Here is a 24,998-nt window from a genome sequence, read left to right on the forward strand (position 1 = left end):
GGGTCCTTTCAGCGGGGAGAGGGAGCGCTGGCGAGCACGTCGCGCAGCGCCTTCTTGCTGACCTTGCCGACGCCCGTCTTGGGGAACGACTCGACGAACTCGACGCGGTCGGGAATCTTGAAGGCCGCGAGGCCCCGCGCACGCAGGAAGGCCGTGAGCACGGAGGTGGCCGGCGGCGGGCCGCGCGGAATGACGAAGGCGCAGGTGCGCTCGCCGAGGAACGGGTCGGGCACGGCCACCACCGCGGCGTCGTGCACGGCGGGGTGGGCCAGCAGGTGGTTCTCGACCTCTTCGGCCGCGACCTTGTCGCCGCCGCGGTTGATCTGATCCTTGTCCCGGCCCTCGACGACCAGGTAGCCCTCGGATGTCACGCGCACCACGTCACCGGTGGCGTAGAAGCCGTCATCGGTGAAGGCCCGCGCGTTGTGTGCCTCCGCGTTGTAGTAGCCGCGAATGGTGTAGGGGCCTCGCGTCAGCAGCAGGCCCGTCTCGCCCGGCGGCACGTCCTCGCCGTCCTCGTTCACCACGCGGATCTCGTCATCCGGGGAGATGGGACGGCCCTGCGTGGTGACGATGAGCTCCTCGGGGTCGTCCAGGCGCGTGTAGTTGACCAGCCCCTCGGCCATGCCGAAGACCTGCTGCAGCGTGCAGCCCAGCGTGGGCTTCACCCGCCGCGCCGCTTCCGTGCTGAGGCGGGCGCCGCCGACCTGGAGCACGCGCAGGCTCGCCAGCTGGTGACGACGTGTCCTGGCGGCGTCCATCCAGACCATGGCCAGCGGCGGCACCACCGCCGTCATGGTGACGCGCTCGCGCTCGATGAGCGGAAAGACGGTGTCCGGACTGGGGTTGGGGGCCAGCACCGCCGTGCCGCCCGCGTAGAAGGTGCCGAGCACCCCCGGCGAGCTGAGCGGGAAGTTGTGGGCCGCCGGCAACGCGCACAGGTACACGCTCGACGTGTCGAGCTGGCAGATCTCCACGCTGCCACGGAGGCTGTAGATGTAGTCGTCGTGCGTGCGCGGGATGAGCTTCGGCACGCCCGTGCTTCCGCCGGAGAGCTGGAAGAAGGCCACGTCGCTGGCGGAAGGGCCCGCTGGCAGCTCGGTGGGCGCGGCGTACAGGCGGCTCAGCGGGGTGAAGGGCCCCGCGTCCCCGACGACGATGACGTGCTTCAGGGTGGGACAGGCGCCGCGAACCTGCTCGGCGAGCGCGCGGTAGTCGAAGCCGCCGTGCTTGTCCGCGATGACGTAGGCCGCCGCCTCGGTGAAGGCGCAGAAGTAGCCAATCTCCGACGAGCGGTGCGCGGGCAGCGCGAACACCGGCAGCGCGCCCAGGCGGAAGAGCGCGAAGATGACCTCGAAGAACTCGGCGATGTTCGGCAGCTGCACCACAACCCGGTCCCGGGCCTTGATGCCGAGCGCGTGGAAGCCGGCCGCGAGCTGGCTGGCGCGCGTGTCCAGGTCGCTGTACGTGAGGCGCCGGTCACCGGAGACCAGGGCGGTGTGGCCGCCGAAGCGCTCGGCGCGCTCGCGCAGCAGCTGACCGAAGGTCTCACCGCGCCAGTAGCCGGCCTGACGGTAGCGGTCCGCGAAGGCCTGGGGCCAAGTGGGGCAGCCAGGGAGGTGCGTGTCGCTCACGAGCTGGCTCCGGCGCTCTGGCCCAGCCCCATGGCGTGGAGCATGGTGCGGAACTTGGCCTCGGTCTCCGCCAGCTCGGACTCGGGCGTGGAGCCCACGACGATGCCCGCGCCCGCGAAGAGGCGGAGCGTGCGCTCGCTGGCCTCGGCGCAGCGGATGGTCACCGCCCACTGCCCGTCACCCGTGGCGTCGCACCAGCCCACGGTGCCGGTGTAGTAGCCGCGATCGAAGGGCTCGATGGAGCCGATGGCCTGGTGCGCCAGCCGCGTGGGATAGCCGCACACGGCGGGCGTCGGGTGCATGGCCGCCGCCAGCGTCAGCGAGGAGATGGACGGGTCGGCGAGCTCGCCGGTGATGCGGCTCGACAGGTGCCACATGGTGGCGGTGTTGACGAGCGACGGGCCCGCGGGCACGTGCAGCGTCTTGCAGTAGGGGCGCAGCGCCTCCGCCACCGCGTCGATGACCAAGGCGTGCTCGTGGAGGTCCTTGGGGGACTTGAGCAGCGCGGCGGCGCGCTCCTGGTCCTCCAGTGGATCCGGGCTGCGCGCGGCGGAGCCCGCCAGGGGGTTGGCCACCACCTGGAAGCCGGAGCGCGAGACGAGCAGCTCCGGGCTGGCGCCGATGAGCGTGCGCAGGCCGCCGTGGGCGCCGTCCGGGACGGGCAGGTCGGCGGCGAAGGTGTAGCCGGAGGGGTTGCGCTGCGCGAGGTTGCGCAGGAGCTTCCGCAGGTCGATGGGGGCGGCGGCGTTCAGGTGGAGCGAGCGCGACAGCACCACCTTCTGCAGCGGACCGTCCTGCATCAGCTTCAGGGCCTGCGCGACACCGTTCAGGTAGGCGGCCGGCTCCGGCACGGGCTGGACGGTGTAGCTGGACGACAGCGGGCGCTGCACCGGGACGTCCTGCTCGAACGCCAGCGGTCCCGCGCGCTGGAGCGTCAGGGGCACCACGAGCTGCGCCGGCACCGAGCCATCGAAGGGCACCGCGCCCACCGCCACCGGGATGTCGTGGTCCGCCTGGCGGGCGTCGTTGAGCACCGCCGTCACGCGCTCGGGCAGCCGAGCCAGGGCGCCCGCGCCGCCCACGTGCGGCACGGTGGCGAAGGTGCCGCGCGCGAGCAGCGTGCGGCGGGGCGTGGCGAAGAAGAACGAAGAGCCAGCCTCGTAGCTCTCGAGCAACTGCGCGGCGAGTGTCTGCGGTCCCATGGGTGCTCCTTCAGCGCTGCGGACGGCCTGCCCGGGAGGTCCACGGGGACGCTCCTGGCTCACAGGGAATGGGGTGGGGGATGAATTGGATCCTAATAATCATTCTCAATTTGAAGATGGACGCAGCCCTCGAAGCCGCGAGGGGACTAAGCGTCGAGCGTCGCGCCACCATCGACGCGGAGGTCATGCAGGGTGATGTGGCGGGCCGCGTCCGAGACGAGGAACCGCACCGCGTGGGCGATGTCCTCGGGGGAGGCGATGCGTTGCAGCGGGATGCCCAGGCGATACGCCTCCGGCGACCCCGCAATCACGGCCTGGGCGCCGTTCTCGTCGGACCAGAGTGCGCGCTGCATCTCGGTGTCGGTGGAGCCGGGCGACACGACGTTGCAGCGGATGCCGTGCGGGGCCAGCTCCAGTCCCAGGCACTTGGTGAACATGCTGGAGGCGGCCTTGGAGGCGGCATAGGCGGCCATCTGCGTGCGGGGCGTGGAGGCGGCGTTGGAGCCCACGGTGACGATGGCGCCGCGCCGGCGGGGCACCATGCGCCGGGCCACGGCGCGCGACACCTGGAACACGCCCAGGGTGTTGACCGAGAAGGTGAAGGCCCAGTCCTCATCGCGGTAGCTCAGGGTGGGGCCGGTGCGGAGCACGCCCGCGACGTTCGCGAGGACCTCGATGGGGCCCAGCGTCCGTTCGACCTGGTCCACCACGGCCTCCACGGCCGTGACGTCACTCACGCTCGCGGGGTACGCCTCCGCGTGGAAGCCCTGGGCGCGGAGGTCGGCAACGCGCGCGGACAGGCGCTCCGCGTTCGTGTCCACCGCGGCGATGATGGCGTCTTCCGCGAGCGCGCGTGCCACCGCCGCGCCAATCCCTTGGGCAGCCCCCGTGACCAGGGCGACCCGCGTGGGCAATCCCATGTGCAGTTCCCTCGACTTTCGCAGCGGGCTCTTCACACTGCGTGTCAAGATAATGATAATGATTCTCATTATCCTGATGGCGCGGATTTGTGCCACGCGGCAGAAGCGGAGTCAAGGCGGGAAGTGCGGGATTATGGGTAAGGCAAATTTCCAATAGGCTGAGACCGGTGTTGTCTCGGTCGGTCCGCGGAAGCAGCCGCGCCGCCGCGATGCTTCGCGCCGCGTGGCTGCGTCGACGGTCCGCTCAGGACTTCGCCCTCTTCAGGGCCTCCTCAATCACCTCCTGCTTGGAGAGGGGCTTGAGGCCGCCGTCCGGACCGCCCTGGGAGAAGTCGAACTCGCGGATGGGCCCCCGGACCAGGTATTCGTTGTCTCGGGCCGAGTTCACCATCGCGCGTTCGCGGAAGGTGAAGCTGGATTGGGCGGGGTCGACACCGACGTGGGGCATGATGGCGCGCTCTTCGTCGGTGGGCGTCCACAGCGGCTGCGGCCGGGGCGCGGTGCGCAGCACGGCCGTGTCGTCGAAGCCGGGCTTGACGGTGGTCCGGAGCTCGCGCTGGATGTCGAACGGGTCGGCCACGACGCCGATACCGGGGTCCCTCGACGGATTGGTGACGATGCGGTCCTTTCCGTAGAGCGGGTTGTCGACCAGGGGGCCCGTGGCCTTGCCATCCACGCCCACCGGCGGGCCGCTGAAGGAGGTCCATGGCGTCTTCGCCTTGACGGACTTCTCGCCGTCGACATGGTCGGCAATCGAGATGTCCGGGCTGTTGCCAGCGGGCCGGAGCGTGCCCGACTTGTCGATGGCGGACTTGGACGTGCCGTAGCCCGGCTGGACGGCGTCAAAGGCGAAGTCCTCCCGACGTGACAGGGGGACATCCGGCGTCTGTCGCGGCATGGCGGCGTTGTTGCCACCATCGCGGCGGTCCACGGCGCCCATGATGCTGCTCATCAGGTCCATGGAGTTGTTCCGGTCCCGGACCTCATGGGCAATCTGCGATGGCGTCTTGGTTGGCGCAGGTGCCTTCGGCTGCGTGAAGATGGGCTCGGGCGCCTTCGGCGTGGGCGCCGGCCGTGTCTCCACGGGGGGTGGTCGAGGCGGTGTCCTGGTGACGGTGGTGGTGGAGAACGTCCGGAGTGGCTGACTCGAACGAGAACCGGCTCTGAGCCCAACACGAAACATGGTGACCTCCCCCTGGGTCGATGAAGCATGAGGTGTGAAAACTCATGCGATTGTAGGAGTTGTCCTCCATGTGCTCCGGAAGTTGCGTGAGCGCGTGCGATGCCCATGACGCGAGGATGGACTGTTCGTTGGTGGGAATTCGCGTGCCACAGCCGAACGCGCTTCACGTGATGGAGCGGTCTGTTTCACCGCTGACCCGGGGCCGCAGTTGATGGCGCTGGAGTTGCATTGCCGCGCGAGCTTCATGTCGCAGCTCCTCCAGGATATCCGTCAGTCCCTGCGCCGCATGCGGCGCGAGGTCGCTTTCACGCTGGCCGTCGTCGCCACGCTGGCGCTGGCCATTGGTGCCACCACCGCGGTCTTCAGCGCGGTGTATCAGGTGCTGCTCCGCCCGCTACCGTATCCCGCGCCGGAGGAGCTGGTGACGCTGTACCAGTCGACGCCGCAGCGTGAGCGGCTGGGGGTGTCGTGGTTGTCGCTCCAGGCCTGGCGCGAGCGCTCGCGTTCGTTCCAGGGGCTGGAGGGCCTGGCCATCCGCGACCTCACGCTCGCGGTGGAAGGGGAGGTGGAGCGGGTGCGAGCGGGCCGGGCGACGGCGGGCTTGTTCTCGCTGCTGGGGGTCCGGCCCTTGCTCGGGCAGGACCTGTCGGCCGTCATGGAGGGGCAGGATGCGGCATCGGTCGTGCTCCTGTCGTATGCCTCGTGGCAGCGGCACTTCGGGGGCCGTCCGGACGTGCTGGGCCGGACCGTGCTGCTCGACGATCAGCTCCACACCGTGGCGGGCGTGCTCCCGCCGGACTTCCGCTTCGCTCCGGACGTCGAGGTGTGGAAGCCGCTGGCCCTGGGCCAGGGGGAGGCCGCCAGCGGCATCTGGATGCGCGTCGTGGGGCGTCTGCGCGCGGGTGTGCCGCTGGAGCAGGCGCGAGCGGAGATGACGGCCCTGGGCACGGCGCTCGTTCGTGAGCCTGGCTTCACCGAGGAGCCCGCTGGCGTGCGGCTGCTTCCGCTTCATGCCCAGGTGGCGGAGGGCGTCCGGGACAGGCTCTGGCTCCTGGCGGGCGTGGTGGCCCTGGTGCTGCTCGTGGCGTGCGCCAACGTGGCCAATCTGCTCCTGGCCCGCGCCACGGCGCGGGAGCGCGAGGTGGCGGTGCGGGCAGCCCTGGGGGCGGGCCGCGGCAGGTTGGTGCGGCAGTTCCTGGTGGAGAGTGGCCTGCTCGCGCTCGCGGGGGGCGCCTTGGGGTTGATGGTGGCGATGTGGAGCCTGGAGTTGCTGCGGGCGCTGCTGCCGCCACAGGTGGTGCGGCCCGAGGCGATGCGCCTGGAGCCGCATGTCCTGGGGATTGCCCTGGTGCTCTCGCTGCTGACCAGCCTGCTCTTCGGTCTGCTTCCGGCGCTGCGGGTGTCGCGGGCCGATGCCCGGGGGGCGCTCGGGGGCTTGCGAGGAGGGGCAGGGGCCACCGGGCGCGGGGGCATGCGGGTCGTGCTGGTGGTGGCCCAGGTCGCGCTCGCGCTGATTCCCCTGGTGGGGGCGGGGCTGATGCTGCGAACGCTCCATGCCCTGGCCAATGTGCCGCTCGGGTTCGAGCCGCGGGGCGTCACGGTGATGGACCTGTCCCTGCCTGCGTCGCGGTACCAGGACGAGGCGGCCCAGCGCGCGCACTTCTCCACCTTGTTGGAGCGGGTCCGTGGTTTGCCGGGCGTGACGTCCGCGGGCATGTCCAGCACGGTGCCGCTGTGGGGCCGGAACGGCCTGGCTCCGGTGCTGCTACCGGGAGAGCCGGCGTCCATGGCGGACACTCGCGAGTTGGTCCACTTCCGCACCGCCAGTGACGGCTACTTCCGCACGCTGGGCATCCCGCTGAAGGAGGGGCGCGCCATCGAGACCTGGGATGGTACGGGCACCGCGCCGGTGGTGGTCGTCAACGAGACGTTCGCCCGCCGCTACTTCCCGGGGCGGAGCGCGGTGGGCCAGCGCGTGCAGCTGATGCTCGACGGAGAACCGTTCCGCGAGGTGGTCGGCGTGGTCGGTGACGTCCGACACAACAGCCTCGCCGAGCCTCCCGTGAGCGAAGCCTTCGTCCCCATGGGACAGCTCTGGGGGCTGCACATGCTCCTCACGGTGCGCGCCTCGCAGGAAAGCGCGGCGCTGGCGCCCCTGTTGCGGGAGCAACTGCGCGCGGTGGCTCCGTCATTGCCGAGGCCCACCGTGAGGTCCCTGCGGGAGGTCGTGGACGCCAGCATCGGGGATACCCGGGTGCTGGGCTCCCTGCTGATGGCGCTGGCGGCGCTGGGGTTGGTGCTCGCCGGCGTGGGGCTCTACGGCGTGCTGGCGTACTCGGTGAGCCAGCGCACGCGCGAGCTGGGGATCCGCATCGCGCTGGGAGCCACGGAGAGCAGGCTGGTCTGGTCGGTGGTGCGCCAGGGGCTCCGGCTGACGCTGGTGGGCGTCGTCCTGGGGCTCGCCGGAGCCGCGGTGCTGGCGCGGAGCCTGTCCAGCGTCCTCCATGGCGTGAGCGCCTTCGATGTCGTCACCTTCGCGGTCGTGCCCGCCTTGCTGGGCGGGGTCGCGTTGCTCGCGAGCTGGCTCCCCGCTCGGCGGGCGGCGCGTGTTCCCCCGCATGAGGCGCTGCGCGCCGACGGCTGACGCGCTCCGGCCACGCGGGCTCACGCGATGGCGCGGCCGCTGGGCGTGAAGAGGAGGGGCAGGCGGGTGGGCCCAAGGACATGGATGGCCTGCCGCGGCTCCCAGGGGGCGTCGCTCGCGAGGCGGAAGTCCTTCAGGCGCTCCAGCAGGACGCCGAGCGCGACCCGACCTTCCAGCCGTGAGAGTGGCGCGCCGATGCAGAAGTGGATGCCATGGCCGAAGGCCACGTGGGGGTTGGGGTTCCGGGTGATGTCGAAGCGGTCCGCGTCCTGGAACCGGCGTGGATCCCGGTTGGCCGCGCCCATCATGGGCAGCACCATGCTGCCCGCGGGAATCACCTGCCCGTGCATCGTCACGTCGCGGCGCGTGACACGGAACATGAACTGCACGGGGGCGCGGTAGCGCAGCACCTCCTCGATGGCGGAGGCGGTGAGCGCGGGCGCCTCGCGCAGCCGGGCGAGCGCGTCCGGGTGCTCGAGGAGGCAGAGCACCGCGTTGTTGATGAGGTTGGTCGTCGTCTCGTGGCCCGCGGACAGCAGGAGCTGGAAGAAGCCGAGGAGCGCGTCGGCGCTCAGGCGTTCGCCGTCGACCTCGGCCTCGACCAGCCGGGTGAGCAGATCGTCCCGAGGCACGCTTCGCCGTTGCTCGGCGAGGTCCTGGAGATATGCGTTCATCTCCGCGGTGACGCGCGAGAAGGCGGCCTGGACGCGTGCCTGCGCCTCGCCGCCCTGGAGCGTGGCCCCTTGGGCCATGATGACGTCGCTCCAGTCCTGGAAGCGCGGCCGGTCCTCGGCGGGGACGCCGAACAGCTCCGCGATGACGCGCAAGGGGAGGGGAAGGGAGAAGTCCTCGACCAGCTCCAGTCCTCCTGACTCGATGCGCGCGTCGAGCAGCTCGTGGGCCAGCGCGCGAATCCGGGGCTCGAGGTTGGCGACCACGCGGGGCGTGAAGGCCTTCATCACCAGGGCGCGCAGCTGGGTGTGGCGTGGCGGGTCGGTGAAGACGAGCCACTGAGACGTCTGGTTGCCCGGCGGGGAGAGGCGGGAGCTGAAGGTCTCATGCTCATGCAGGGCCCGCTTCACGCTGTCGTGGTCGAAGAGCATCCACAGGCCCGTGGCGGAGTCCCGGAGCACGGGGGACTCACGCTGGAGCCGGGCATAGGCGGCGTAGGGGTTGCGGCGGTGCGCTTCCGAGAAGATGTTCATGAGTGCTCATGACCTCCGGGCTTGGCCTTCGTGGCGTCTGCCGGAGACGGTAGGAAGGCGCGGCATGGCACGCTTGAACGAATCCCGGATGGGCGCGGTCCTCACGGAGGCGTTCGCGGTGCGCGCCTCGACGTCCACCCACGCCACGCCGCATGCCCAGCACGGGGCCGCCATCCTCATCGGGCTGGACGCGGACGTCGAGTTGACGGAGGCGACGGGGACGCGGGTTCATGGTCGGGTAGTGGTGGTGCCGCCCCATCTCACCCACGCGGTCGCTTCACCGGGGCCCACGCTGGGGCTGCTCTTCGACCCGGAGCGGATGCCGCGCGCGGCGGCGTATTCACGTGCACGGGGTGGCGCCTTCCCCATGGAGGGTGCGCTGTCGTCGCGTCTCCACGGCGCCTTGCTCGCGCACCGCGCGTCCCTGGCGAATCCCGCCGTGCTGGACGGGCTGGCACGCGAGCTCGCCCACTGGCTCCCCCGCGACACGGTGCCTGCTCCCATCGATGGCCGTGTCGCGCGCGTCCTCGAAGCCCTGCGTGACCCATGCGAGGACAGCCGCGAGGTCATCGCACGCCTTCGCATCTCGCCGGCGCACCTGCAGGCCTTGTTCGTGCGTGACGTGGGAATGCCCATCCGCACGTATCGGCTCTGGCGCCGGCTGCTCGCCGCGGTGGCGTCACTGCGGCCCGACGGCGCGACGGAGGCCGCGCACGCCGTGGGCTTCGCCGACCTCGCGCATTTCTCCCGCACCTGCCGCCGCATGCTTGGCTACTCGCCCACCGGCCTCAGCGGTCAGCTGATGCGCACGTAGGCATCCACCGAGAGCGGGCGGGTCAATCTGGCACCCGTGTCCTGGCTCCAAGTTTCCACTGCGGTTGTGCGCGAGAGCGGTGTCTCGTGAGCAATCCGTGGCCTGGTCTTCACAGGAAGCCGTGAATAGTCAGAACATGGCCAGCGCCGTCTCGCGAAGGAGGCGTCGATGGAAGGGAAGAACCGCTACCGCAACAGCGAGTCGATGATTGTCCATGGCAACCCGTCCTTCCAGGCCGCGAAGGAGGCAGGGCTCCTGGACCTCGTGGTGCACCACACCGGGCGCGGTACGCTCGCGCTCGCGGACGGCCGCGAGTTCATCAACATGTGCTCGTGTTCCTATCTGGGCCTGGACTCGGAGCCGAGCGTGGTCCAGGGGGCCATCGACGTGCTCCAGCAGGAGCGGACCCTGGACATGTCCGTCTCCCGGCTGCGTATCCGGCTGGCCGTCCTGGACGAGCTCGAGGCGCGCCTGTCCGCGCTGTGGCGCGCCCAGGTCATCGTCACCACCACGGCGAGCGCCGCGAGCGCGGGACTGCTGCCGCTCATCGCCTCCGGGCACCTGCTGCCGGATGGCCGGCGGCCCGTGATGGTGTTCGACAAGTCCGCGCACTTCTCGATGAACCTCATCAAGCCCATCTGCGCGGACGAGACGGAGGTGCTCACGGCGCCGCACAACGACCTCGGCTTCCTCGAGGACGTCTGCCGCCGGAACGCCCGTGTGGCCTACGTGGCGGACGGCTTCTACTCGATGGGCGGGGCGGCGGTGGTGAAGGACCTGCTCTCGCTCCAGGACCGCTACGGCCTGTTCCTCTACTTCGATGACTCCCACGCGCTGTCCATCTCCGGCGCGGCGGGGGAGGGCTTCGTGCGGCCGCTGCTGGGCAGCGAGCTGAATCCACGCACCGTCATCATCGCGTCGCTGGCCAAGGGCTTTGGCACCGCGGGGGGCGCCGTCATGCTCGGGCCCCGCCAGCACGCGGACCTGGTGGGCCGCTTCGCCGGGCCGCTGGGCTGGTCCCAGAGCCTGGCCGTTCCGGCCATCGGGGCCGGCCTGGCCTCGGCTCGCATCCATGGCTCGCCCGAGCTGGCGAAGCGGCAGCAGGCGCTGCGCGCGAACATCCGCTACTTCGACGAGCGGGTGCCCACGCGCACCGCGGGCGAGGACTTCCCCATCAAGGTCATCGACGTGGGCCCGGAGGAGGCCGCGGTGGAGCGCTCGCGCCGGTTGCTGGCGCGTGGCTTCTACGCGTCCGCGGTGTTCTTCCCCATCGTGCCGAGGGGGCGCGCGGGTCTGCGCATCATGCTGCGTGCCAACGTGTCGCGAGAAGCGCTCGAGCGGCTGTGCGACGCCGTGCGGGAGATATCCGCTCCGACCGCCTGAGTGAATGGAGGTGGCGTCATGCCGTGGTCCATTGCCTGCAGGTCCTTGCTGGTGACGCCCGCGCTGGAGCCGTCGCGCTTCGACAAGGCGGCCGAGGTGGGGGCGGACGTGGGGCTGCTCGACCTGGAGGACGGGGTGCCCAGGGCCTTCAAGTCCGAGGCGCGCCGCCTGGCGACCGAGCACCTGGCGCGAGGCCGCTGGGCGCGTCCCATGGCGCTGCGCATCAACAGCCTCCGCACCGAAGAGGGGCTGCGCGACGTGCTGGCCCTGCTGGACTCAGGAGCCCGGCCCGACGCGGTGCTGTTGCCCAAGGTGGAGTCGCCCGTGGAGCTCCAGCAACTGGAGGCGTTGCTGGAGCCGCGACTGCCGGACGTGGCCCTGCTGGCCATCATCGAGACGCCGCGCGGCGTGTCCGCGGTGGACGCCATCGCCACGGCCACGCCGCGGCTCCAGGCGCTCGTCTTCGGCGCGGCGGACCTGTCCGCGCAGCTGGGCATCCCGCTGACGTGGGAGCCCATGCTGTACGCGCGCTCGCGCATCGCCATGGCGGCGGGGGCGGCCGGGCTGCCTGCCATCGACTCCCCCTGCTTCGACCTGGACGACCTCGCGGGCGTGGAGGAGGAGACGCGGCGGGCTCGCGCGCTGGGCTTCGTGGGGAAGATTGTCATCCACCCCCAGCAGGTGGCGGCGGTCCACCGGGCGCTGCGTCCGTGCTCGCGCACCGTGGACCATGCACGCCGCGTGGTGGCGCAGGCGGAGGAGGGGATGGGCGGCATCCGCCGGTTGGGTGGCGCCATGGTCGGACCGCCGCTGGTGACGGCGGCGCGGCGCCTGCTGGCCAACGAGCACCTGATGGAAGAGCTGGAGTCGTCCCCGCGGAGGCCGAGCTCCAGGACGGGAGACACATGAAGAAGATGGTCACCGCCCACAAGAAGGTGGGCAAGCAGCGCTACCGCGAGACGCACGGCCTCTACTACGAGGACTTCGAGGTCGGGGACGTGTTCGAGCACCGCCCGGGCCGGACGCTCACCGACGTGGACAACATGTGGCAGTCGCTGCTGTGCCTCAACACGCATCCGCTCCACATCGACGCGGTGTACGCCAGCAAGACGGAGTGGAAGAAGCCGCTGATGTCCAGCCTGGTGACGCTGGCCATCGTCGGCGGCATGAGCCTCAACAGCACCAGCGCCAAGGGCGTGGCGAACCTCGGCTGGGACAAGGTGCGCCTCACCGCGCCCGTCTTCGTGGGCGACACCATCTACGCGGAGAGCCGCGTGCTGGACAAGCGCATGTCCCGTTCGCGCCGCACGCAAGGCATCGTCTCCGTGGAGACGAAGGGCGTGAAGGCGGACGGCACGGTGTTCATGACCTTCGAGCGCTCGTTCCTCGTGCCGCTCAAGAAGCACAGCGTGGACGTGGATGCGAACTACTGACGCGCCCATGCGAGCGGTGGTGCAGGACGCCCCGGGCGGGCCGGAGGTGCTGCGGCTGTGCGAGCTGCCCCGCCCCGTGCCGGGCCCGCGCCAGCTCCGGGTCCGGGTGCGCGCGTCCGCCCTCAACCGCGGCGACCTCCTTCAACGCAGCGGCGGCTACCCGCTGCCGCCCGGCGTCAGCAGCCCGCTGCTGGGGGTGGAGGTCGCGGGCGAGGTGGAGGCCTGCGGCGCGGAGGTGCGCGTCTTCGAGCCGGGACAGCGCGTCTTCGGCCTGGTGGACGGCGGGGGCTACGCGGAGGCGTGCCTCATGGAAGAGGGGATGGCCGTCCCCATCCCCTCCGGCTGGAGCTTCGTGGAGGCGGCGGCGGCTCCGGAGGCCTGGCTCACGGCGCACGAGGCCCTGCTGGAGGTGGGGGGCCTGCGTGCGGGACAGTCCGTGCTGGTGCACGCGGGAGGCAGCGGCGTGGGCACGGCCTGCATCCAGCTGGCCCGCGAGGTGGGCGCGCGGGTGTTCGTCACGGTGAGCACGGAGGAGAAGCGGCGGCGCTGCCTCGCGCTGGGGGCCGAGGCCGGCATCCTGCGCACCGAGCAGGACTTCGCGCGTGAGCTGCCGCGCCTCACCCAGGGCGCGGGGGTGGACGTGGTGGCGGACTTCGTGGGCGGCGCCGCGCTGGCGCGGAACCTGTCGGTGCTGAAGTTCGGGGGCAGCCTGCTCCTGCTGGGCGTCCTGGAAGGCATGGAGGGGGCGCTGGACGTGAAGCAAGCCATCATGCGCAGGCTCCAGCTCCGGGGGATGTCGCTGCGCCCGCTGCCCCTGGAAGAGAAGGTCGCCGTCACGCGCCGATTCCGGGAGCGCTGGCTGCCCGCGCTCGAGGCCGGGCGGGTGCGCACGGTCATCGACTCCACGTTTCCGCTGGAGCGCGTGGCGGACGCGCACCGGCGGATGGAGTCCAATGCCAGCTTCGGGAAGATCCTCCTGGAGCTGTAGCCGCGTCAGGTCCGGACGACGCAGCGGAAGCCGATGTGCGAGGTGCCGCTGTCCACGGCCTGCGGCGAGCGTGCCGCGGGGCGGTAGCGCAGGCAGTAGTTGGGCGCGCACAGGTGGCTGCCGCCCTTGAGCACGCGGCGGGGAATCTTCACCTTGGGCAGGCACGGGTCCAGGCTGCGCTCCGACGTGGCCGGGCCCCGGGGATTGATGGGGATGCAGCAGGGCTTGCCGCCGCTGCCCTGGTGGCGTTCCTGGTACCAGTCCGTGGTCCATTCCCACACGTTGCCGGCCATGTCGAAGAGGCCGTAGGCGTTGGGCGGAAAGCTGCCCACGGGGGAGGTGCCCTCGAAGCCGTCCGTGTTCAGGTTCTGCCAGGGAAACTCACCCTGCCAGGTGTTGGCCATCAGCTTGCCGCCCGGCGCGAACTCGTCGCCCCACACGTAGACCTTCCGGTCCAGACCTCCGCGCGCGGCGTACTCCCACTCCGCCTCGGTGGGGAGCGCCTTGCCGGCCCACGAGGCATACGCGAGCGCATCCTCGAAGCACACGTGCACCACCGGGTGCTGCTCGCGTCCCTCCCACGAGCTGTCCGGGCCCTCCGGGTGCTTCCAGCAGGCGCCCGCCGTGTAGAACCACCACTGCGTCAGGTCGCGCAGGTCCACGCGGCCGAGCGTCTTCCGGAACACGAGCGAGCCGGGGACGAGGAGCGCTGGATTCGCGCCGGGGAAGTCCTCGGGATTCAGCGGCCGTTCAGCCACGGTGACGTAGCCCGTGGCTTCCACGAAGCGGGCGAAGTCGGCGTTCGTCACCGGATGGCTGTCCATCCAGAAGTCCGTCACCGTCACCTGGTGCGCGGGGCGCTCCTCCGGGTAGTGGTGGTCCGAGCCCATCCAGTACGTGCCGCCGGGGATGTAGACCATGCCGGGCAGGGAGCGGGTCTGCTGCCCCGTTCCATTTGTCACGGGGCGCTCGTCCCGGGCCGTGACTTCATCGGCGACGTCGATGCTCATGTGCGTGCCTCCTTCTCTCCGAGAATGGAGGGGCGCGCCGGGCCCCGGACGAAACGTGTGGGGCCGCGCGGCAGGGAACAATCCGGCCCTCGGGGACAGGCCTCGTGTCCGTGCCTGCTCCTCCCCGACGGCCCTGGCATCCGGCCCAGGGGCGCTTGTGCGGTGCTGGACGCATCCCCACCGTGGTGACGGTGCCGCCCGTGCCGGTGCCACCGCGCCATGACCGCACACGCGACGCTTGCCGACTTCTCCCTCGTGAAGGGCGGGCTGCTGTTCGAGACCGAGCGGCGGCTGCGTCGGGCGCCTCGCAGTCGCTATGACCCGATCTGGCGGGCGCTCGCCGTCGCAATGGTCGCCTGGCTCCCCCTGTTGCTGCTCAGCCTGCCGAAGGGTGGACCCAGCGTGGCCTCGCTGTTCAGGGAGATGCAGATCCACGCCCAGCTGCTGGTGGCCCTGCCGGTGCTCGTTGGCGCCGAGCCCTACATCGACGGCCGCCTGGCGTTCGCGGCGCGCCACTTCCTCCATTCGAACCTGGTGAGGGCAGACGGTCTGGAGACATTCGAAGCGGATGCCCGGCGGGCCATGCGCTGGCGAGACAGCTACCTGGTCGAGGTCCTGCTGCTCGTCCTCGCCTATGCGCTCAGCTTCATCACGCCGACGGATGCCAGCCGGCAGTGGACGATGGGGGGCGATGACGTGGGGGGGATGTCGATGGCGGGGTGGTGGAACCTCACCGTGAGCCAGCCCTTGTTCCGTTTCCTGGCGCTGCGTTGGATATGGCGCGGCTTCGTGTGGAGCGCCTTCCTGCTGCGGGTGTCCCGGCTGCCGCTGACCCTGGTGCCCACCCACCCGGACATGATGGGCGGGCTCGGGTTCCTCCCCGTCTGCCAGGCCAGCTTCTCGCCCGTGGTGTTCTCCCTGGCCGTGGTGGTGGCGGCGTACACGTCTCGCGTCGAGCCCAAGGGGCTCGCGGCCAACCCGATGGCCTACGTGATTCCGCTGGCGGTCATCGCGGCCGTCGCGGTGGTGCTGGTGTTCGCGCCCATGGCCTTCTTCGTCCCGCAGCTCGTGCAGGCGAAGCGGCGGGGGGACGCGGGATTCTCGCCGCTCGCGTCGCGGCACTCCCGCCAGTTCGAGCAGAAGTGGTTCCCGGGCGGGCCGAACACCGAGCTGCTGGGGGCGCCCGAGATGTCGTCGCTGGCGGACATCGGGACGGCCTACTCGCTGTCCCGGAGGATGCGCCTGCTTCCCTGGGACTTGATGGCGCTCCAGGCCGTGATCGGCTCCGCGCTGGCGCCGCTGCTCATCCTGCTGGTCCTGGACCGCCAGTTCCTGTCCGTCCTGAAGTTCATCCACCACGGGTTGTGGTGACGCGGGAAGGGCCCGGGTGCCTGTCCGCACCCCGGACCCTCCGCGTGCGCGCAAGTCGCGTCAGAACGTGGCGCCCACGTTCAGCGTGGCGTTGTAGCTGGAGCCGCCCGCGAACGTGACATCGGAGAGGGGCTGGTTCTCCGCGGGTGGCAGGTCGGGGACGAGCTCCTGGTCGAAGAGGAGGTTGTAGTTGGCCCGCAGGTCCGCGGTGAAGCTGCCCGTGTAGAAGCGCAGGCCCGCGCCCAGGGGGACGGAGCCCGCGGTGTCGTCGCGGTAGCCGAGCGCCTCCGCGCCACGCCGGACGTTGTAACGGTTCAGGCCGACGCCGCCGAGGATGTAGGGCTGGATGGCGCTCGCCGTGAGGCCGAGGGTGGCGACGGCCTGACCGCCATTGCGGATGATGTCCGGGTTGCGCGCCAGGTCCTCCAGGCCTCGCCGGTCGATCTTGTTGATGGCGCCGGTGTAGCCCACCTCGAGGCCCAGCACGCGCGTCGGCTTGAGCGTCGCCGTGGCGCCATAGGCCGCGCCGGGGTCGATGCGAGGCGCCAGTCCGCCGCTGTAGCCTTCCACGCCGCCACCCACGGACACCGTCAGGCCGCGCATGTTCGCGTCATCCTTGGCCAGGGCCGCGCCTCCGCACAACGCGCCCGCCACGACCAGTGCCTGGATTCGTTTCATCTCGAGTGCCTCCGACCGCTGGGTTGTTCCGTCAGAAGCTGGGACGGTGGAGAGCCCGGTTCAACCCAAGCCAGCCGTGCTCCGGCGCGAGCCCTCCCACGGGTGCTCGCATGCCGCGCCGCCTGGGCCCCCTCCCCAGGGGACAGTGGCGGTGTGAGGCCAGTTGAACCGGAGGCGCTGGGGCTTTATACAAGGGCCGCCAGCGCCCTCATCGTGAGGCCGCCTGGCCCGGACGAGGCGCGCCGTACCCGGTCAGGACAAGACGACGCGACAACCGGAGTCGTACGTCATGTCCTGGATTCTCCTCATCATCGCGGGTCTGCTCGAGGTCTGCTGGGCCATCGGGCTCAAGTACACCGAAGGCTTCACCCGGCTGGTCCCCAGCGTGCTGACGGGCGGTGCCATCGTGGCCAGCATGGTGCTGCTGGGCGTGGCCGCGAAGAGCCTGCCCATTGGAACCGCCTACGGCGTCTGGGTGGGCATTGGCGCCACGGGCGCCGCCATCCTGGGCATGGTGCTCTTCCATGAGCCCGCCACGCCGCCGCGCCTCTTCTTCCTGGCGCTGCTGCTGGTGTCCATCGTGGGGTTGAAGGTCACCAGCGGCCGGTAGGGGGCCCCAGCGGCGATTTCCCGGGCGCTGACCTCGGGTCAGCGCTACACGTTGGGGCCATGAGCAACGCGTTCCAGTCCTCGGTGCGTCCCAAGCGGCGTGGGTGGTGGCGGTACTCCCTGTGGGGCGTGGGGCTGGGCGTCGCGCTCGGCGGCGTCCTCACGTGGACGACCACGGAGGGGCTCCAGTCCTTCGGGGCGAGCGCGAAGGGCGCCCGGCTGGAGCGGATGAAGGCGTCGCCTCGCTACAAGGACGGCGTCTTCGCCAACACCGCGGGGGACCGGGTCGCGCTCAACGGGCCAGGCTGGGGCGTGATGAAGGAGATGCTCTTCGGCACCCAGCAGCGCACGCCGCCCGCGCCGCTGCCCATGGCGCGCGACGTGGCCGCGGCGCTGGCGAAGCCGCCGGAGACCGGGCTGCGCGTGACGTGGCTGGGGCACTCCACGCTGCTGGTGGAGATCGATGGCTTCCGCGTCCTCACCGACCCCATCTGGGGCGAGCGGGCGTCGCCGTCCACCATCGCCGGGCCCAAGCGCTTCCATCCGCCGCCGCTTCCGCTGGAGGCGCTGCCGGAAGTGGACGCGGTTCTCCTGTCGCATGACCACTATGACCACCTGGACATGCCCACCATCCGCGCGCTGGCGTCGCGCCAGGTGACGTTCTACGCGCCGCTGGGCGTGGGGGCGCACCTGGAGGCGTGGGGCGTGCCCGCGGAGCGCGTCGTGGAGCTGGACTGGTGGCAGGAGGTGTCGTTGGGGGAGGGCCGGCTGCGCATGGTCGCCACGCCGGCCCAGCACTTCTCTGGCCGCGGCCTGACGGACCGCAACAGCACGTCCTGGACGTCGTGGACGCTATTGGGGCCTCAGCACCGCGTCTTCTTCAGCGGAGACACGGGGCTGACGGACGAGTTCGCCGAGGTGGGCCGCCGCTTCGGCCCCTTCGACGTCACCATGTTCGAGGTGGGCGCCTTCCACCCGTCCTGGGGGAGCATCCACCTGGGGCCGCATCAGGCCCTGCAGGCGCATGAGATGGTCCGCGGGCGCGTGTTGCTGCCCATCCACTGGGGGACCTTCAACCTGGCCCTGCATGCCTGGGACGCGCCCGCGAACGAGCTGGTGGCCGAGGCGCGGGAGAAGGGGGTCTCGCTGCTCACGCCCATCCTGGGCCAGCCGGTGGAGCCGACGCGCGAGCGCGCCGAGACGGCGTGGTGGAGCTCCGTCCAGGCCGCTGTCGCGGAGGATGCGCCCTAGGCCCTCTGAAGCGGATTCCGTCAGGGCCGTGCGCTCCTGGTACCAGGGCCACGGCTCAGACGCGTCTGGCCCAGCCGTTGGAACGAGCGTGCGTCCACGCCTGTTGCTGGAGGCATGGCGCGGTAGAGCGTCTGCGCCGCGTCGCGGAGTCCGAACGCGTCGGCCAGGCGCGCCTTCACATAAAGGATGCCGGGGTCCACCATCGCCGAGCTGCTTTGCTCCAGGGCGCCGTCCACCAGCTTCCGTGCCTCTTCCAGCTTCCCCGTCTCCACGAGCACCGTTGCCAGGAGCGCCAGCGCGTCCGTGTCACCGGTGGGGCTCATGCGGACGGCGCGCTGCGCCCACTGGACATCCTCGTTGGTGACGCGCCCTCGGAGCAGCGCTGCCCAGGCCAGGGTCCGGTAGGCGTCCGCGCTCGCGGTGCCTTGACCCACGAGTGACTTGCCGGTGCGAGCCACGTCTTCCCATTGCTGCTCGTTCAACGCCGCAACCAGCAGCGTCTCCATGCCCAGTGCATCGCTGTGGAGCAGGCCAAGCCGGCCATCCGCCGCGGCGCGCAGTGCACGCCACCGGCCTCGCTCTGACAGGAACTCTCGCTTCATGCTGAAGGCCTCGGCAGAGGTTGGGATGTCCTCTCGGACCTCATCCAGCAGGGCTTCCGCGTCAGGCCCATTGCCGGCGGCCTTCATCGCCACCGCGAGCGCGATCATCAGGCGGTGACGCTCGCTGCCCGAGGCGTACGTGGCCTGCTTGCGGAGCGTCGCCAGGACGCGTGCGTCACCGGTGCTCGCGCCCAGATACGCGGAGGCCGCACGGAGGTGGGTCACCCCTTCCAGTCCCGAGAAGCCCCGGAGCGTGTTCGCGAACGACGCCAGCGGAGAGAGCCCTTCGGGAGGGACGCCGCGGGCATCCTCCACGGCCCACCCGATCCACAGCAGCGCCTCCTTGAGGTGTCCGGCGTCCAGCCACCTCAAGGCCTCCGCACCCAGGGGACGCGGGTCATCCGCCGAAGCCAGCAGCTTGTACTCCTTGTTCTCCCGCACGACATACCAGACGTCCTCGAAGGTCTGGTCGCCGAGCAGCAGGTTCAGCCGAACGCGGTACCCGACCTTCTCCTGTCCATCGGGCTTCAGGTCGAGCGCGGCCACCGCGAGCTCCGCCCGGAACTTCGCATCCGTGACGTCCCAGTAGGACTTCGCGTGGCGAGAGGCGTAGGTGTGCAGGGCGTTGAGCTTGCGGTGGAACTCGCTGGTCTTCCTGTCCCGCGAAGACAGGTGGGGACGGATGGCGGCTTCGAACGCCTCCTGGTCAGGCGCAGTCCATGCCGCCAGCACGATGCGGCGAACGACGGACTCGGGGCCGGTGTCTTTCTGAGGTGACTGGGCACGCAACGACAGCCGGGCAAGCTCCAGCCGGGACTGAAGGTCCGGGTCGTAGGCGCCTTTCAGCGCGGCTTCGAAGAGCTTCACCGCGGGGTCGGCACGCCCCTTGGTGAGGAGGTGGTCCCCCGCCAGGGACAGGGCCTCGCGTCTCGCGTCGAGTCCCTCGAGCTCCTGCTCCGCGAGGGAGATTGCGGCGGAGGGGCCCTGCAGCTCCGCGGTGGTCATGACGAGGACGCGGTCTCTCAGGTCGGACGGCGCCGCCGCCCGTGCGGCCTCCAGGGCCTCCTTGGAAGCGCCAGAGCGGAAGAGCGCCCGGATCAGCCGGTCGTCGACGTTCCGAGCACCCAGCGCGTCGCGCAGGTGGCGCTAGGTGGCAATGGCGTCGGTGAGGCGCGCCCCCTGACCGAAGTGCTCACCGTGCGCGTCGAGCTCCAGCAGGTCGGCCAGGAGGATGTTGGCGGCGATGTTCTCCGGCTCCAGGCTGATGGCCTTGCGGGAGGCCGTGATGGCGCCTTCCAGGTCTGCCCCCGGCCTGCGGAGCCTGCCGTGCAGGTCATGTTGAAGCACCCAGGCCAGGACATGGTGGGCCAGCGGCGAATCCGGACGCTGCTCGACAGCACGGCGTGCCTCCACGCGGGCCTGTTCACCATATCCAAGCCGGAGCAGGGTGCCGGCATACCGGGCGCGCACGAGCGCCGAGTCCGGCCGGGACGTCAGCCACTTCTCGTAGCTCGCCAGTCCGTCCCTCACCCTGGCGCCGTCAACGAGCCTTGAGCCCCGGTCCTCGAACTCCACGACGACCGGCTCGCGGCGGACCAGCGCCGCCAGGGCGGTCCTGAACGCGGTGACCTCTTCGGGCGTGTAGCGACGCTTGACGGAGTCGAAGGAGAAGGTCGCGGAGAGTCCTCCGTCCTGCTCACGCACGTAACGGAGTGAGAGGGCGGCGGGGCCCAGCGCCAGGGTTTCGTCCCGGGGAACCGTATGAACGGCGAAGCCGCGGGGTGGCTTCAGCTTGTAGCGGACCTCGGAACGGTAGGCCACGGGGAGTACGAGGTCCGCCTGGCGCCGGGCTGGAGGTGGGCGCAGACGTCCGAGCTCGTCCGGGAGCAGGTCCTGTACGTCGCTGAGCGTGTCCGGCAACCAGGAGAGGGGAGACTCGATGCGCAGGGGGACCTTCGCGCTCCGCCAGCTCGTGCTGGCAAAGCGCGCGGAGGACACAGCCAGCTCGAGGCGGAAGGGGCCCGCGTCTTCCTCCAGGGGCGTGTGCTGCATGCGCTGCAGAGCGCCCTGGTACTGCGCGGTGGCGACGTTCTCCATGCTGCGGCGGAAGTCCGCTGGCCGGATCGCGCGCAGCAGCCGGCGGTACTGAACCGCCAGGGCGCCGCCCAGTTCGCGGGTCTCCTGCACGCTCGCGGGCCCCTCGTCCGGCATTGTCACGACGCGCGTGACGACGGCGGTATTCCGCTCAGGCGCCTGTTCGTCGATGCGGGTCAGGCCTTGCGTGTCGGGCGTCGCCACGAGTGCGTGGCGCCCCTGGAGCTCCGGAGGCAGGACGCCAACTTCGGCCCCAGGGTCCGTCGGATCCAGCCACATGGCCGAGTCACCGGGAACGTGGACGATGGCATGGTTGAAGAAGCCCATGCCCGGGAGCTGGGGAACGTCCTCACGGCCGATACGGACGAGGGCCACATGTGCCGGAATGCCGGACGCTCGCAGCAAGCCCACGAGCAGGGTGGACATCTCCTTGCAGTCTCCGTACTGCCGCGTGAGTACTTCCTGGGGACTGGCCGGGATGATTGCCGCCGCTCCGAACTCGAGCCCGGTGTAGCGGATGGATTGGCGCACGTGCTCCAGCAGGCGCTGGGCGATGACACGCCGGTCCTTGGTGCCCTTGATGACTCCGCGTGCTCTGGCCTGGAGTGGAGCGCCGTCCAGCCGTTCCTCGATGATGCGGTGATAGGCGTTGGCGACGTCGTTCCACGAGCGGCCGGTGGAGAAGGCCACGTGCGGGTAGAAGGCCCGGCTGGGCGGCATGTCCGCTTCCAGCGGCGCCACGGGCGCGTAAGGGCCGCCTTCGAACGACAGGCGCTTGCGGTCGGAGAGATGCTGGGGGAGCGGCTCCAGGGGAAGTCCCTGGACGCGAAGTGTGAGCTGGGTCGTCGGAGGCACGTCGATGTCCAGGCGCACCATGCGGACGGGCACGGGGCTGGCGAAGTAGAAGTGCGTGACGACGCCCGCGTCGAAGAGCGACTTCGTGTCCTCCACGACCGACTCCATCTCGACGATGCTGCCCGGACGAAGGGCGGGAAGCGGTGCCCTCAACGCCCGCGTATCCGTGTAGATGTCGGGGCCCGGGTCCTCCACGGGCGCCTCGTGCAGCGTTTGCTCGTCCAGCAGGTGCACCTTGCCGTCGGGCGAGATGACCCGGGCGCGAATACGGGGCGTCTGTTGACGCCACGGAGACCACTCCACGCGCGCCTCCGCCCATTGACGGACGCCCGCGCTGGTCAGGATGCGGAAGACGGTGCGGTTGGTGGCCCTCCACTGGTGGGGGGCAAGCTCCGTGTAGCGCCCTTCCTTGAGGAGGACCTCTACGTCGGTGCCCTCCTCGGGAGCCGGTAGCTTCGCGGCGGCCCGGACCATGGCGGCGCCCGTTGCTTCGAAGGCGGCCCCTTCCCATGGGGCGCTGCGCTCAACCGCCGTGGCTGGAAGTGCGGTGAGTAAAACGAGACAGACAAGCGAAAGCGGCTTCAAACGGCCCCCGATACAGAGTGGTGGCCATATAACATTTCATTGAGCGTGTATGCCATGGGTGGCGGCGGACTCAGTATTGCCGCAGCTGCCCGAGATCACCGCGCGAGCTGTCCTGGTGGTTCGCGGGCGGCGAACGGGTCGTCGAAGCGAGACAGTCCGTCAAAGGCTTGCATGCCGCTTCTTGTGTGAAATTACGCTGTGAAAGCAGTCATTCGTGTCTGGGGAATAGTGGATTCCCGAGGGATTGCTTCGCCCGCACGCCGGAGCCCACAATGCGCCGCGTCTGGATTGTTGGCTAAAGCATCACTCCCCGTTTTGAGCCCGGATCGGGCACGGTCGGATGCGACTCTCACTGACCCATAAAATCACCCTGGCGCCCACCGTCGTGGCGCTCGTGTTCGTCCTACTTTCCCAGGGCTACAGCGTGCCCCGGCTCCAGGAGGCCTTCGAGGCACAGGGGCGGGAGCTGAGCGGCGCGCTGCCCACGATGCTGGCGTCCGCGCTGGCGGACGGCATGAAGCGAGGCGCGCACGCCGAGGTGCAGCAGACGCTGGACGCCGTGGCCCAGCATGGCGGCGTGGCCTACGTGGCCGCCTTCGACCCGAGCGGCGAGCTGCTGGGCGTGGCCGGCGCGAAGGCGCAGGTGCTCCGCGATGCGCGCGACCAGCTGCTGACGGCGGAGGACGGGCTCATCCTCCGGGACGGCGACACGGAGCTCCAGGACCTGGTGGCGCTGGTGCCGGGCGGCGCGGGCCGGGTGCACGTGGGGTTCGACCGTACCGAGGCGCGCGGCCGGGTGGAGGGGGCGATCGCCAACGTGGGCCTCGTCGTCCTCGTCGCGCTCGTGGTGTTCACCGTGGCGGCCTTCTTCGTCAGCCGCGTCATCGTCGCGCCCCTGGTCCGGCTGGAAGCCGTGGTCCGGCGCATCGCCGTGCATGGTGATCTGCGCGAGGTCATCCGCATCGACTCGGAGGACGAGGTCGGGCAGCTCGCGCGGGCCGTGGGGCTGCTGGTGGGCAAGCTGAAGGAGCTGCTGCACCAGCTCCAGTCCTCCACGGAGCTGCTGAGTGACTCGGTATGGGGCCTGACGGAGTCCGCGGAGCAGCAGTCCGAGATGGTGACCCGGCACGCCGCCGCGCTCCAGGAGACACAGGTGACGGCGCAGGAGATTCGTCAGACGGCGCTGGTCGCGTCGGGCTCCGCGGAGTCCGTCATCCAGGTGGCGGAGCGCGCCGAGCAACTGAGCCGCACCGGCGAGGAAGCCGTGGCCGCCAGCATCGACGGCATGGAGGACGTGCGCAACCAGGTGGCGGAGATCGCCGCGCGCATCACCTCGCTGGGCGAGCGGACCAAGCAGATCAGCGGCATCACCGAGACGGTGAAGGACCTGGCCGACCAGTCCCACCTGCTGGCGGTCAACGCCGCCATCGAGGCCGCCCGCTCCGGCGAGCATGGCCAGGGCTTCGCCGTGGTGGCCCGGGAGATTCGGGCGCTCGCGGACCAGTCCATCCGCGCCACCAACCAGGTGCGGCGCATCCTCCTGGACATCAACGAGGCCATCATCGGCACGGTGGAGATCACCGCCGAGGGCACCGAGCGGATGGAGGCGGGCCTCACCCAGGTCCGCACGTCCGGGGAGACCCTGAAGCAGCTCACCACCATCGTCGAGGACAGCACGGCGGCGGCGCGGCAGATCGCCCGGACCGTCAGTCAGCAGGCCACCGGCATCGAGCAGATCTTCACCGCCGTGAACGAGCTGAACACGCTGATGACGGACACGGTGTCGCGCATCTCCACCACCAGCGATGCCGCTGCGTCCTTGAAGCTGCTCTCCGAGCGCGTGTCCCAGGTGGTCCGGGCCTACAACGTCTGACGGGGCCTGGAAGAACGCCGCGCCGTGGGGCGGCGGCGCTTCGCGTGCAGGCCCACCTCGTCGCTCCGGCACACCCGCACGTGGAGGAAGCGCTGGAGCTGGGACAGCGCCACATCGTGGTCTTCATCGCTCTCCGCCGCGCAGCAGTCGCTCAGCACGGTGAGCTTGTACTCGTGCATGTGGGCGTCATGGGCGCTGAAGAAGATGCACAGGTTGGTGGCCAGTCCCGCGAGGATGAGCTTCTTGGTGCCCAGGTGCTCCAGCAGCGGCACCAGGGACGTGGCGAAGAAGGCCGAGTGCTTGGGCTTGAGGATGAAGTAGTCGTCCGGCCGGGGCTTGAGGGCCCGGGCGACGTCCCGGCCGCGGCTGCCACGCCGGGTGCAGTGCGTGTAGATGTCCCGGAAGTTGCTGCGCCAGTAGCCGAAGTTGTCGTTGACGTAGATGACCGGCACGCCGGCCCGCCGCATTCGCTCGGCGAAGGGGCCCAGGCGCTCCACCATCCTCAGGGCCCAGGGGAGGACCTTCTCTCCGCCGGGGAAGTCCAGGTCGTTGATGACGTCGATGATCAACAGCGCGGTGTCCGAGCGTTTGCTCTTGGACAACCGCTTTCGTGTCGCCACACCCACCCCTCCGTCAGGAGCCTGCTGGAGCAGAAGGGTAAGCA

Annotated in this window: 20 protein-coding genes and 1 riboswitch; of the genes, 10 read left to right on the plus strand and 10 right to left on the minus strand. The window is 70.4% G+C overall.

The genetic code is table 11. The annotated features are described in order from the left end of the window. Positions 1–8: 8 nt before the first annotated feature. From VZL07_RS33930 to VZL07_RS33945, 4 genes are all read right to left on the minus strand, one after another. Positions 9–1,634, minus strand: coding sequence for a (2,3-dihydroxybenzoyl)adenylate synthase (locus tag VZL07_RS33930; protein ID WP_426752083.1), 1,626 nt, complete (start codon positions 1,632–1,634; stop codon positions 9–11). Further along, positions 1,631–2,836: an isochorismate synthase DhbC gene (dhbC, locus tag VZL07_RS33935; RefSeq protein ID WP_426752084.1), complete on the minus strand. Its 1,206-nt coding sequence runs from the start codon at positions 2,834–2,836 to the stop codon at positions 1,631–1,633. The genes VZL07_RS33930 and dhbC overlap by 4 nt, the downstream gene beginning before the upstream one ends. Before the next feature lie 146 nt (positions 2,837–2,982). Beyond that, the gene (locus VZL07_RS33940) at positions 2,983–3,756 is read right to left on the minus strand and encodes a 2,3-dihydro-2,3-dihydroxybenzoate dehydrogenase (protein WP_426752085.1); all 774 of its coding nucleotides are present in this window, start codon (positions 3,754–3,756) and stop codon (positions 2,983–2,985) included. Positions 3,757–4,000: 244 nt separating this feature from the next. After that, on the minus strand, positions 4,001–4,840 hold the full coding sequence (locus tag VZL07_RS33945; protein WP_426752086.1) for a hypothetical protein: 840 nt from the start codon (positions 4,838–4,840) through the stop codon (positions 4,001–4,003). 343 nt (positions 4,841–5,183) lie between these two features. Here VZL07_RS33945 and VZL07_RS33950 point away from each other — a divergent pair, with 343 nt between their 5' ends. Further along, positions 5,184–7,583, plus strand: coding sequence for an ABC transporter permease (locus tag VZL07_RS33950; protein ID WP_426752087.1), 2,400 nt, complete (start codon positions 5,184–5,186; stop codon positions 7,581–7,583). A gap of 20 nt (positions 7,584–7,603) precedes the next feature. Here VZL07_RS33950 and VZL07_RS33955 read toward each other — a convergent pair whose 3' ends face one another. Further along, positions 7,604–8,788, minus strand: a complete 1,185-nt coding sequence (locus VZL07_RS33955) for a cytochrome P450 (RefSeq protein ID WP_426752088.1) — start codon at positions 8,786–8,788, stop codon at positions 7,604–7,606. Positions 8,789–8,852: 64 nt separating this feature from the next. Here VZL07_RS33955 and VZL07_RS33960 point away from each other — a divergent pair, with 64 nt between their 5' ends. The 5 genes from VZL07_RS33960 to VZL07_RS33980 all read left to right on the plus strand — a co-directional run bounded on the left by VZL07_RS33960 (position 8,853) and on the right by VZL07_RS33980 (position 13,406). After that, positions 8,853–9,602, plus strand: a complete 750-nt coding sequence (locus VZL07_RS33960) for a helix-turn-helix domain-containing protein (protein ID WP_426752089.1) — start codon at positions 8,853–8,855, stop codon at positions 9,600–9,602. A gap of 168 nt (positions 9,603–9,770) precedes the next feature. Continuing rightward, positions 9,771–10,985, plus strand: a complete 1,215-nt coding sequence (locus VZL07_RS33965) for an aminotransferase class I/II-fold pyridoxal phosphate-dependent enzyme (protein ID WP_426752090.1) — start codon at positions 9,771–9,773, stop codon at positions 10,983–10,985. Positions 10,986–11,003: 18 nt separating this feature from the next. Beyond that, positions 11,004–11,894: an HpcH/HpaI aldolase/citrate lyase family protein gene (locus VZL07_RS33970; RefSeq protein ID WP_426752091.1), complete on the plus strand. Its 891-nt coding sequence runs from the start codon at positions 11,004–11,006 to the stop codon at positions 11,892–11,894. Further along, positions 11,891–12,418 (plus strand): MaoC/PaaZ C-terminal domain-containing protein, encoded by a 528-nt coding sequence (locus VZL07_RS33975; protein ID WP_426752092.1) that lies wholly within the window; start codon positions 11,891–11,893, stop codon positions 12,416–12,418. The genes VZL07_RS33970 and VZL07_RS33975 overlap by 4 nt, the downstream gene beginning before the upstream one ends. After that, positions 12,405–13,406 (plus strand): NAD(P)H-quinone oxidoreductase, encoded by a 1,002-nt coding sequence (locus VZL07_RS33980; protein ID WP_426752093.1) that lies wholly within the window; start codon positions 12,405–12,407, stop codon positions 13,404–13,406. Before VZL07_RS33975 ends, VZL07_RS33980 begins: the two co-directional genes overlap by 14 nt. A gap of 5 nt (positions 13,407–13,411) precedes the next feature. Here the strand turns inward: VZL07_RS33980 and VZL07_RS33985 are convergent, their stop codons facing one another. Continuing rightward, entirely contained in the window at positions 13,412–14,416 is a 1,005-nt protein-coding gene (locus VZL07_RS33985) for a formylglycine-generating enzyme family protein (protein WP_426752094.1), read from the minus strand. Positions 14,417–14,635: 219 nt separating this feature from the next. On the opposite strand from VZL07_RS33985, the gene VZL07_RS33990 reads away from it, so the two are divergent. Further along, positions 14,636–15,787, plus strand: a complete 1,152-nt coding sequence (locus tag VZL07_RS33990) for a hypothetical protein (protein WP_426752095.1) — start codon at positions 14,636–14,638, stop codon at positions 15,785–15,787. A 60-nt stretch (positions 15,788–15,847) separates the two neighbouring features. Here VZL07_RS33990 and VZL07_RS33995 read toward each other — a convergent pair whose 3' ends face one another. Next, the gene (locus tag VZL07_RS33995; RefSeq protein WP_426752096.1) at positions 15,848–16,465 is read right to left on the minus strand and encodes a hypothetical protein; all 618 of its coding nucleotides are present in this window, start codon (positions 16,463–16,465) and stop codon (positions 15,848–15,850) included. Between the two features lie 213 nt (positions 16,466–16,678). After that, a riboswitch (guanidine-III (ykkC-III) riboswitch) is annotated at positions 16,679–16,737 on the plus strand. Positions 16,738–16,754: 17 nt separating this feature from the next. On the opposite strand from VZL07_RS33995, the gene sugE reads away from it, so the two are divergent. Together sugE and VZL07_RS34005 are read left to right on the plus strand one after the other, a co-directional pair. Continuing rightward, positions 16,755–17,075 (plus strand): quaternary ammonium compound efflux SMR transporter SugE, encoded by a 321-nt coding sequence (sugE, locus tag VZL07_RS34000; protein ID WP_426752097.1) that lies wholly within the window; start codon positions 16,755–16,757, stop codon positions 17,073–17,075. A 59-nt stretch (positions 17,076–17,134) separates the two neighbouring features. Beyond that, positions 17,135–18,325, plus strand: coding sequence for an MBL fold metallo-hydrolase (locus VZL07_RS34005; protein ID WP_426752098.1), 1,191 nt, complete (start codon positions 17,135–17,137; stop codon positions 18,323–18,325). Positions 18,326–18,345: 20 nt separating this feature from the next. On the opposite strand, the gene VZL07_RS34010 is transcribed toward VZL07_RS34005, so the two are convergent. Together VZL07_RS34010 and VZL07_RS34015 are read right to left on the minus strand one after the other, a co-directional pair. Further along, a complete protein-coding gene (locus tag VZL07_RS34010) occupies positions 18,346–19,932 on the minus strand; it encodes a tetratricopeptide repeat protein (protein WP_426752099.1) in 1,587 nt (528 codons plus the stop codon). A 141-nt stretch (positions 19,933–20,073) separates the two neighbouring features. After that, the gene (locus VZL07_RS34015) at positions 20,074–22,350 is read right to left on the minus strand and encodes a DUF3857 domain-containing protein (protein ID WP_426752100.1); all 2,277 of its coding nucleotides are present in this window, start codon (positions 22,348–22,350) and stop codon (positions 20,074–20,076) included. A 451-nt stretch (positions 22,351–22,801) separates the two neighbouring features. On the opposite strand from VZL07_RS34015, the gene VZL07_RS34020 reads away from it, so the two are divergent. After that, positions 22,802–24,334: a methyl-accepting chemotaxis protein gene (locus VZL07_RS34020; RefSeq protein ID WP_426752101.1), complete on the plus strand. Its 1,533-nt coding sequence runs from the start codon at positions 22,802–22,804 to the stop codon at positions 24,332–24,334. On the opposite strand, the gene VZL07_RS34025 is transcribed toward VZL07_RS34020, so the two are convergent. Then, positions 24,322–24,936: a cysteine hydrolase family protein gene (locus VZL07_RS34025; protein WP_426752102.1), complete on the minus strand. Its 615-nt coding sequence runs from the start codon at positions 24,934–24,936 to the stop codon at positions 24,322–24,324. The genes VZL07_RS34020 and VZL07_RS34025 overlap by 13 nt on opposite strands. Between the last annotated feature and the right edge of the window lie 62 nt (positions 24,937–24,998).

This window comes from Pseudomyxococcus flavus (genome assembly GCF_050038885.1).
In the GTDB taxonomy this organism is placed as follows: domain Bacteria; phylum Myxococcota; class Myxococcia; order Myxococcales; family Myxococcaceae; genus Myxococcus; species Myxococcus flavus.

Excerpts from the sequence above, each read along its gene's own strand:
- VZL07_RS33940 (WP_426752085.1), bottom strand. The coding sequence starts at position 3,756 with ATGGGATTGCCCACGCGGGTCGCCCTGGTCACGGGGGCTGCCCAAGGG.
- dhbC (WP_426752084.1), bottom strand. The coding sequence starts at position 2,836 with ATGGGACCGCAGACACTCGCCGCGCAGTTGCTCGAGAGCTACGAGGCT.
- VZL07_RS33995 (WP_426752096.1), bottom strand. The coding sequence starts at position 16,465 with ATGAAACGAATCCAGGCACTGGTCGTGGCGGGCGCGTTGTGCGGAGGC.
- VZL07_RS34020 (WP_426752101.1), top strand. The coding sequence starts at position 22,802 with ATGCGACTCTCACTGACCCATAAAATCACCCTGGCGCCCACCGTCGTG.
- VZL07_RS33975 (WP_426752092.1), top strand. The coding sequence starts at position 11,891 with ATGAAGAAGATGGTCACCGCCCACAAGAAGGTGGGCAAGCAGCGCTAC.
- VZL07_RS33985 (WP_426752094.1), bottom strand. The coding sequence starts at position 14,416 with ATGAGCATCGACGTCGCCGATGAAGTCACGGCCCGGGACGAGCGCCCC.
- VZL07_RS33960 (WP_426752089.1), top strand. The coding sequence starts at position 8,853 with ATGGCACGCTTGAACGAATCCCGGATGGGCGCGGTCCTCACGGAGGCG.
- VZL07_RS34015 (WP_426752100.1), bottom strand. The coding sequence starts at position 22,350 with ATGGTCCGGGCCGCCGCGAAGCTACCGGCTCCCGAGGAGGGCACCGAC.
- sugE (WP_426752097.1), top strand. The coding sequence starts at position 16,755 with ATGTCCTGGATTCTCCTCATCATCGCGGGTCTGCTCGAGGTCTGCTGG.
- VZL07_RS33950 (WP_426752087.1), top strand. The coding sequence starts at position 5,184 with ATGTCGCAGCTCCTCCAGGATATCCGTCAGTCCCTGCGCCGCATGCGG.
- VZL07_RS33970 (WP_426752091.1), top strand. The coding sequence starts at position 11,004 with ATGCCGTGGTCCATTGCCTGCAGGTCCTTGCTGGTGACGCCCGCGCTG.
- VZL07_RS33965 (WP_426752090.1), top strand. The coding sequence starts at position 9,771 with ATGGAAGGGAAGAACCGCTACCGCAACAGCGAGTCGATGATTGTCCAT.
- VZL07_RS34010 (WP_426752099.1), bottom strand. The coding sequence starts at position 19,932 with ATGACCACCGCGGAGCTGCAGGGCCCCTCCGCCGCAATCTCCCTCGCG.
- VZL07_RS33990 (WP_426752095.1), top strand. The coding sequence starts at position 14,636 with ATGACCGCACACGCGACGCTTGCCGACTTCTCCCTCGTGAAGGGCGGG.
- VZL07_RS33980 (WP_426752093.1), top strand. The coding sequence starts at position 12,405 with ATGCGAACTACTGACGCGCCCATGCGAGCGGTGGTGCAGGACGCCCCG.
- VZL07_RS33955 (WP_426752088.1), bottom strand. The coding sequence starts at position 8,788 with ATGAACATCTTCTCGGAAGCGCACCGCCGCAACCCCTACGCCGCCTAT.
- VZL07_RS34005 (WP_426752098.1), top strand. The coding sequence starts at position 17,135 with ATGAGCAACGCGTTCCAGTCCTCGGTGCGTCCCAAGCGGCGTGGGTGG.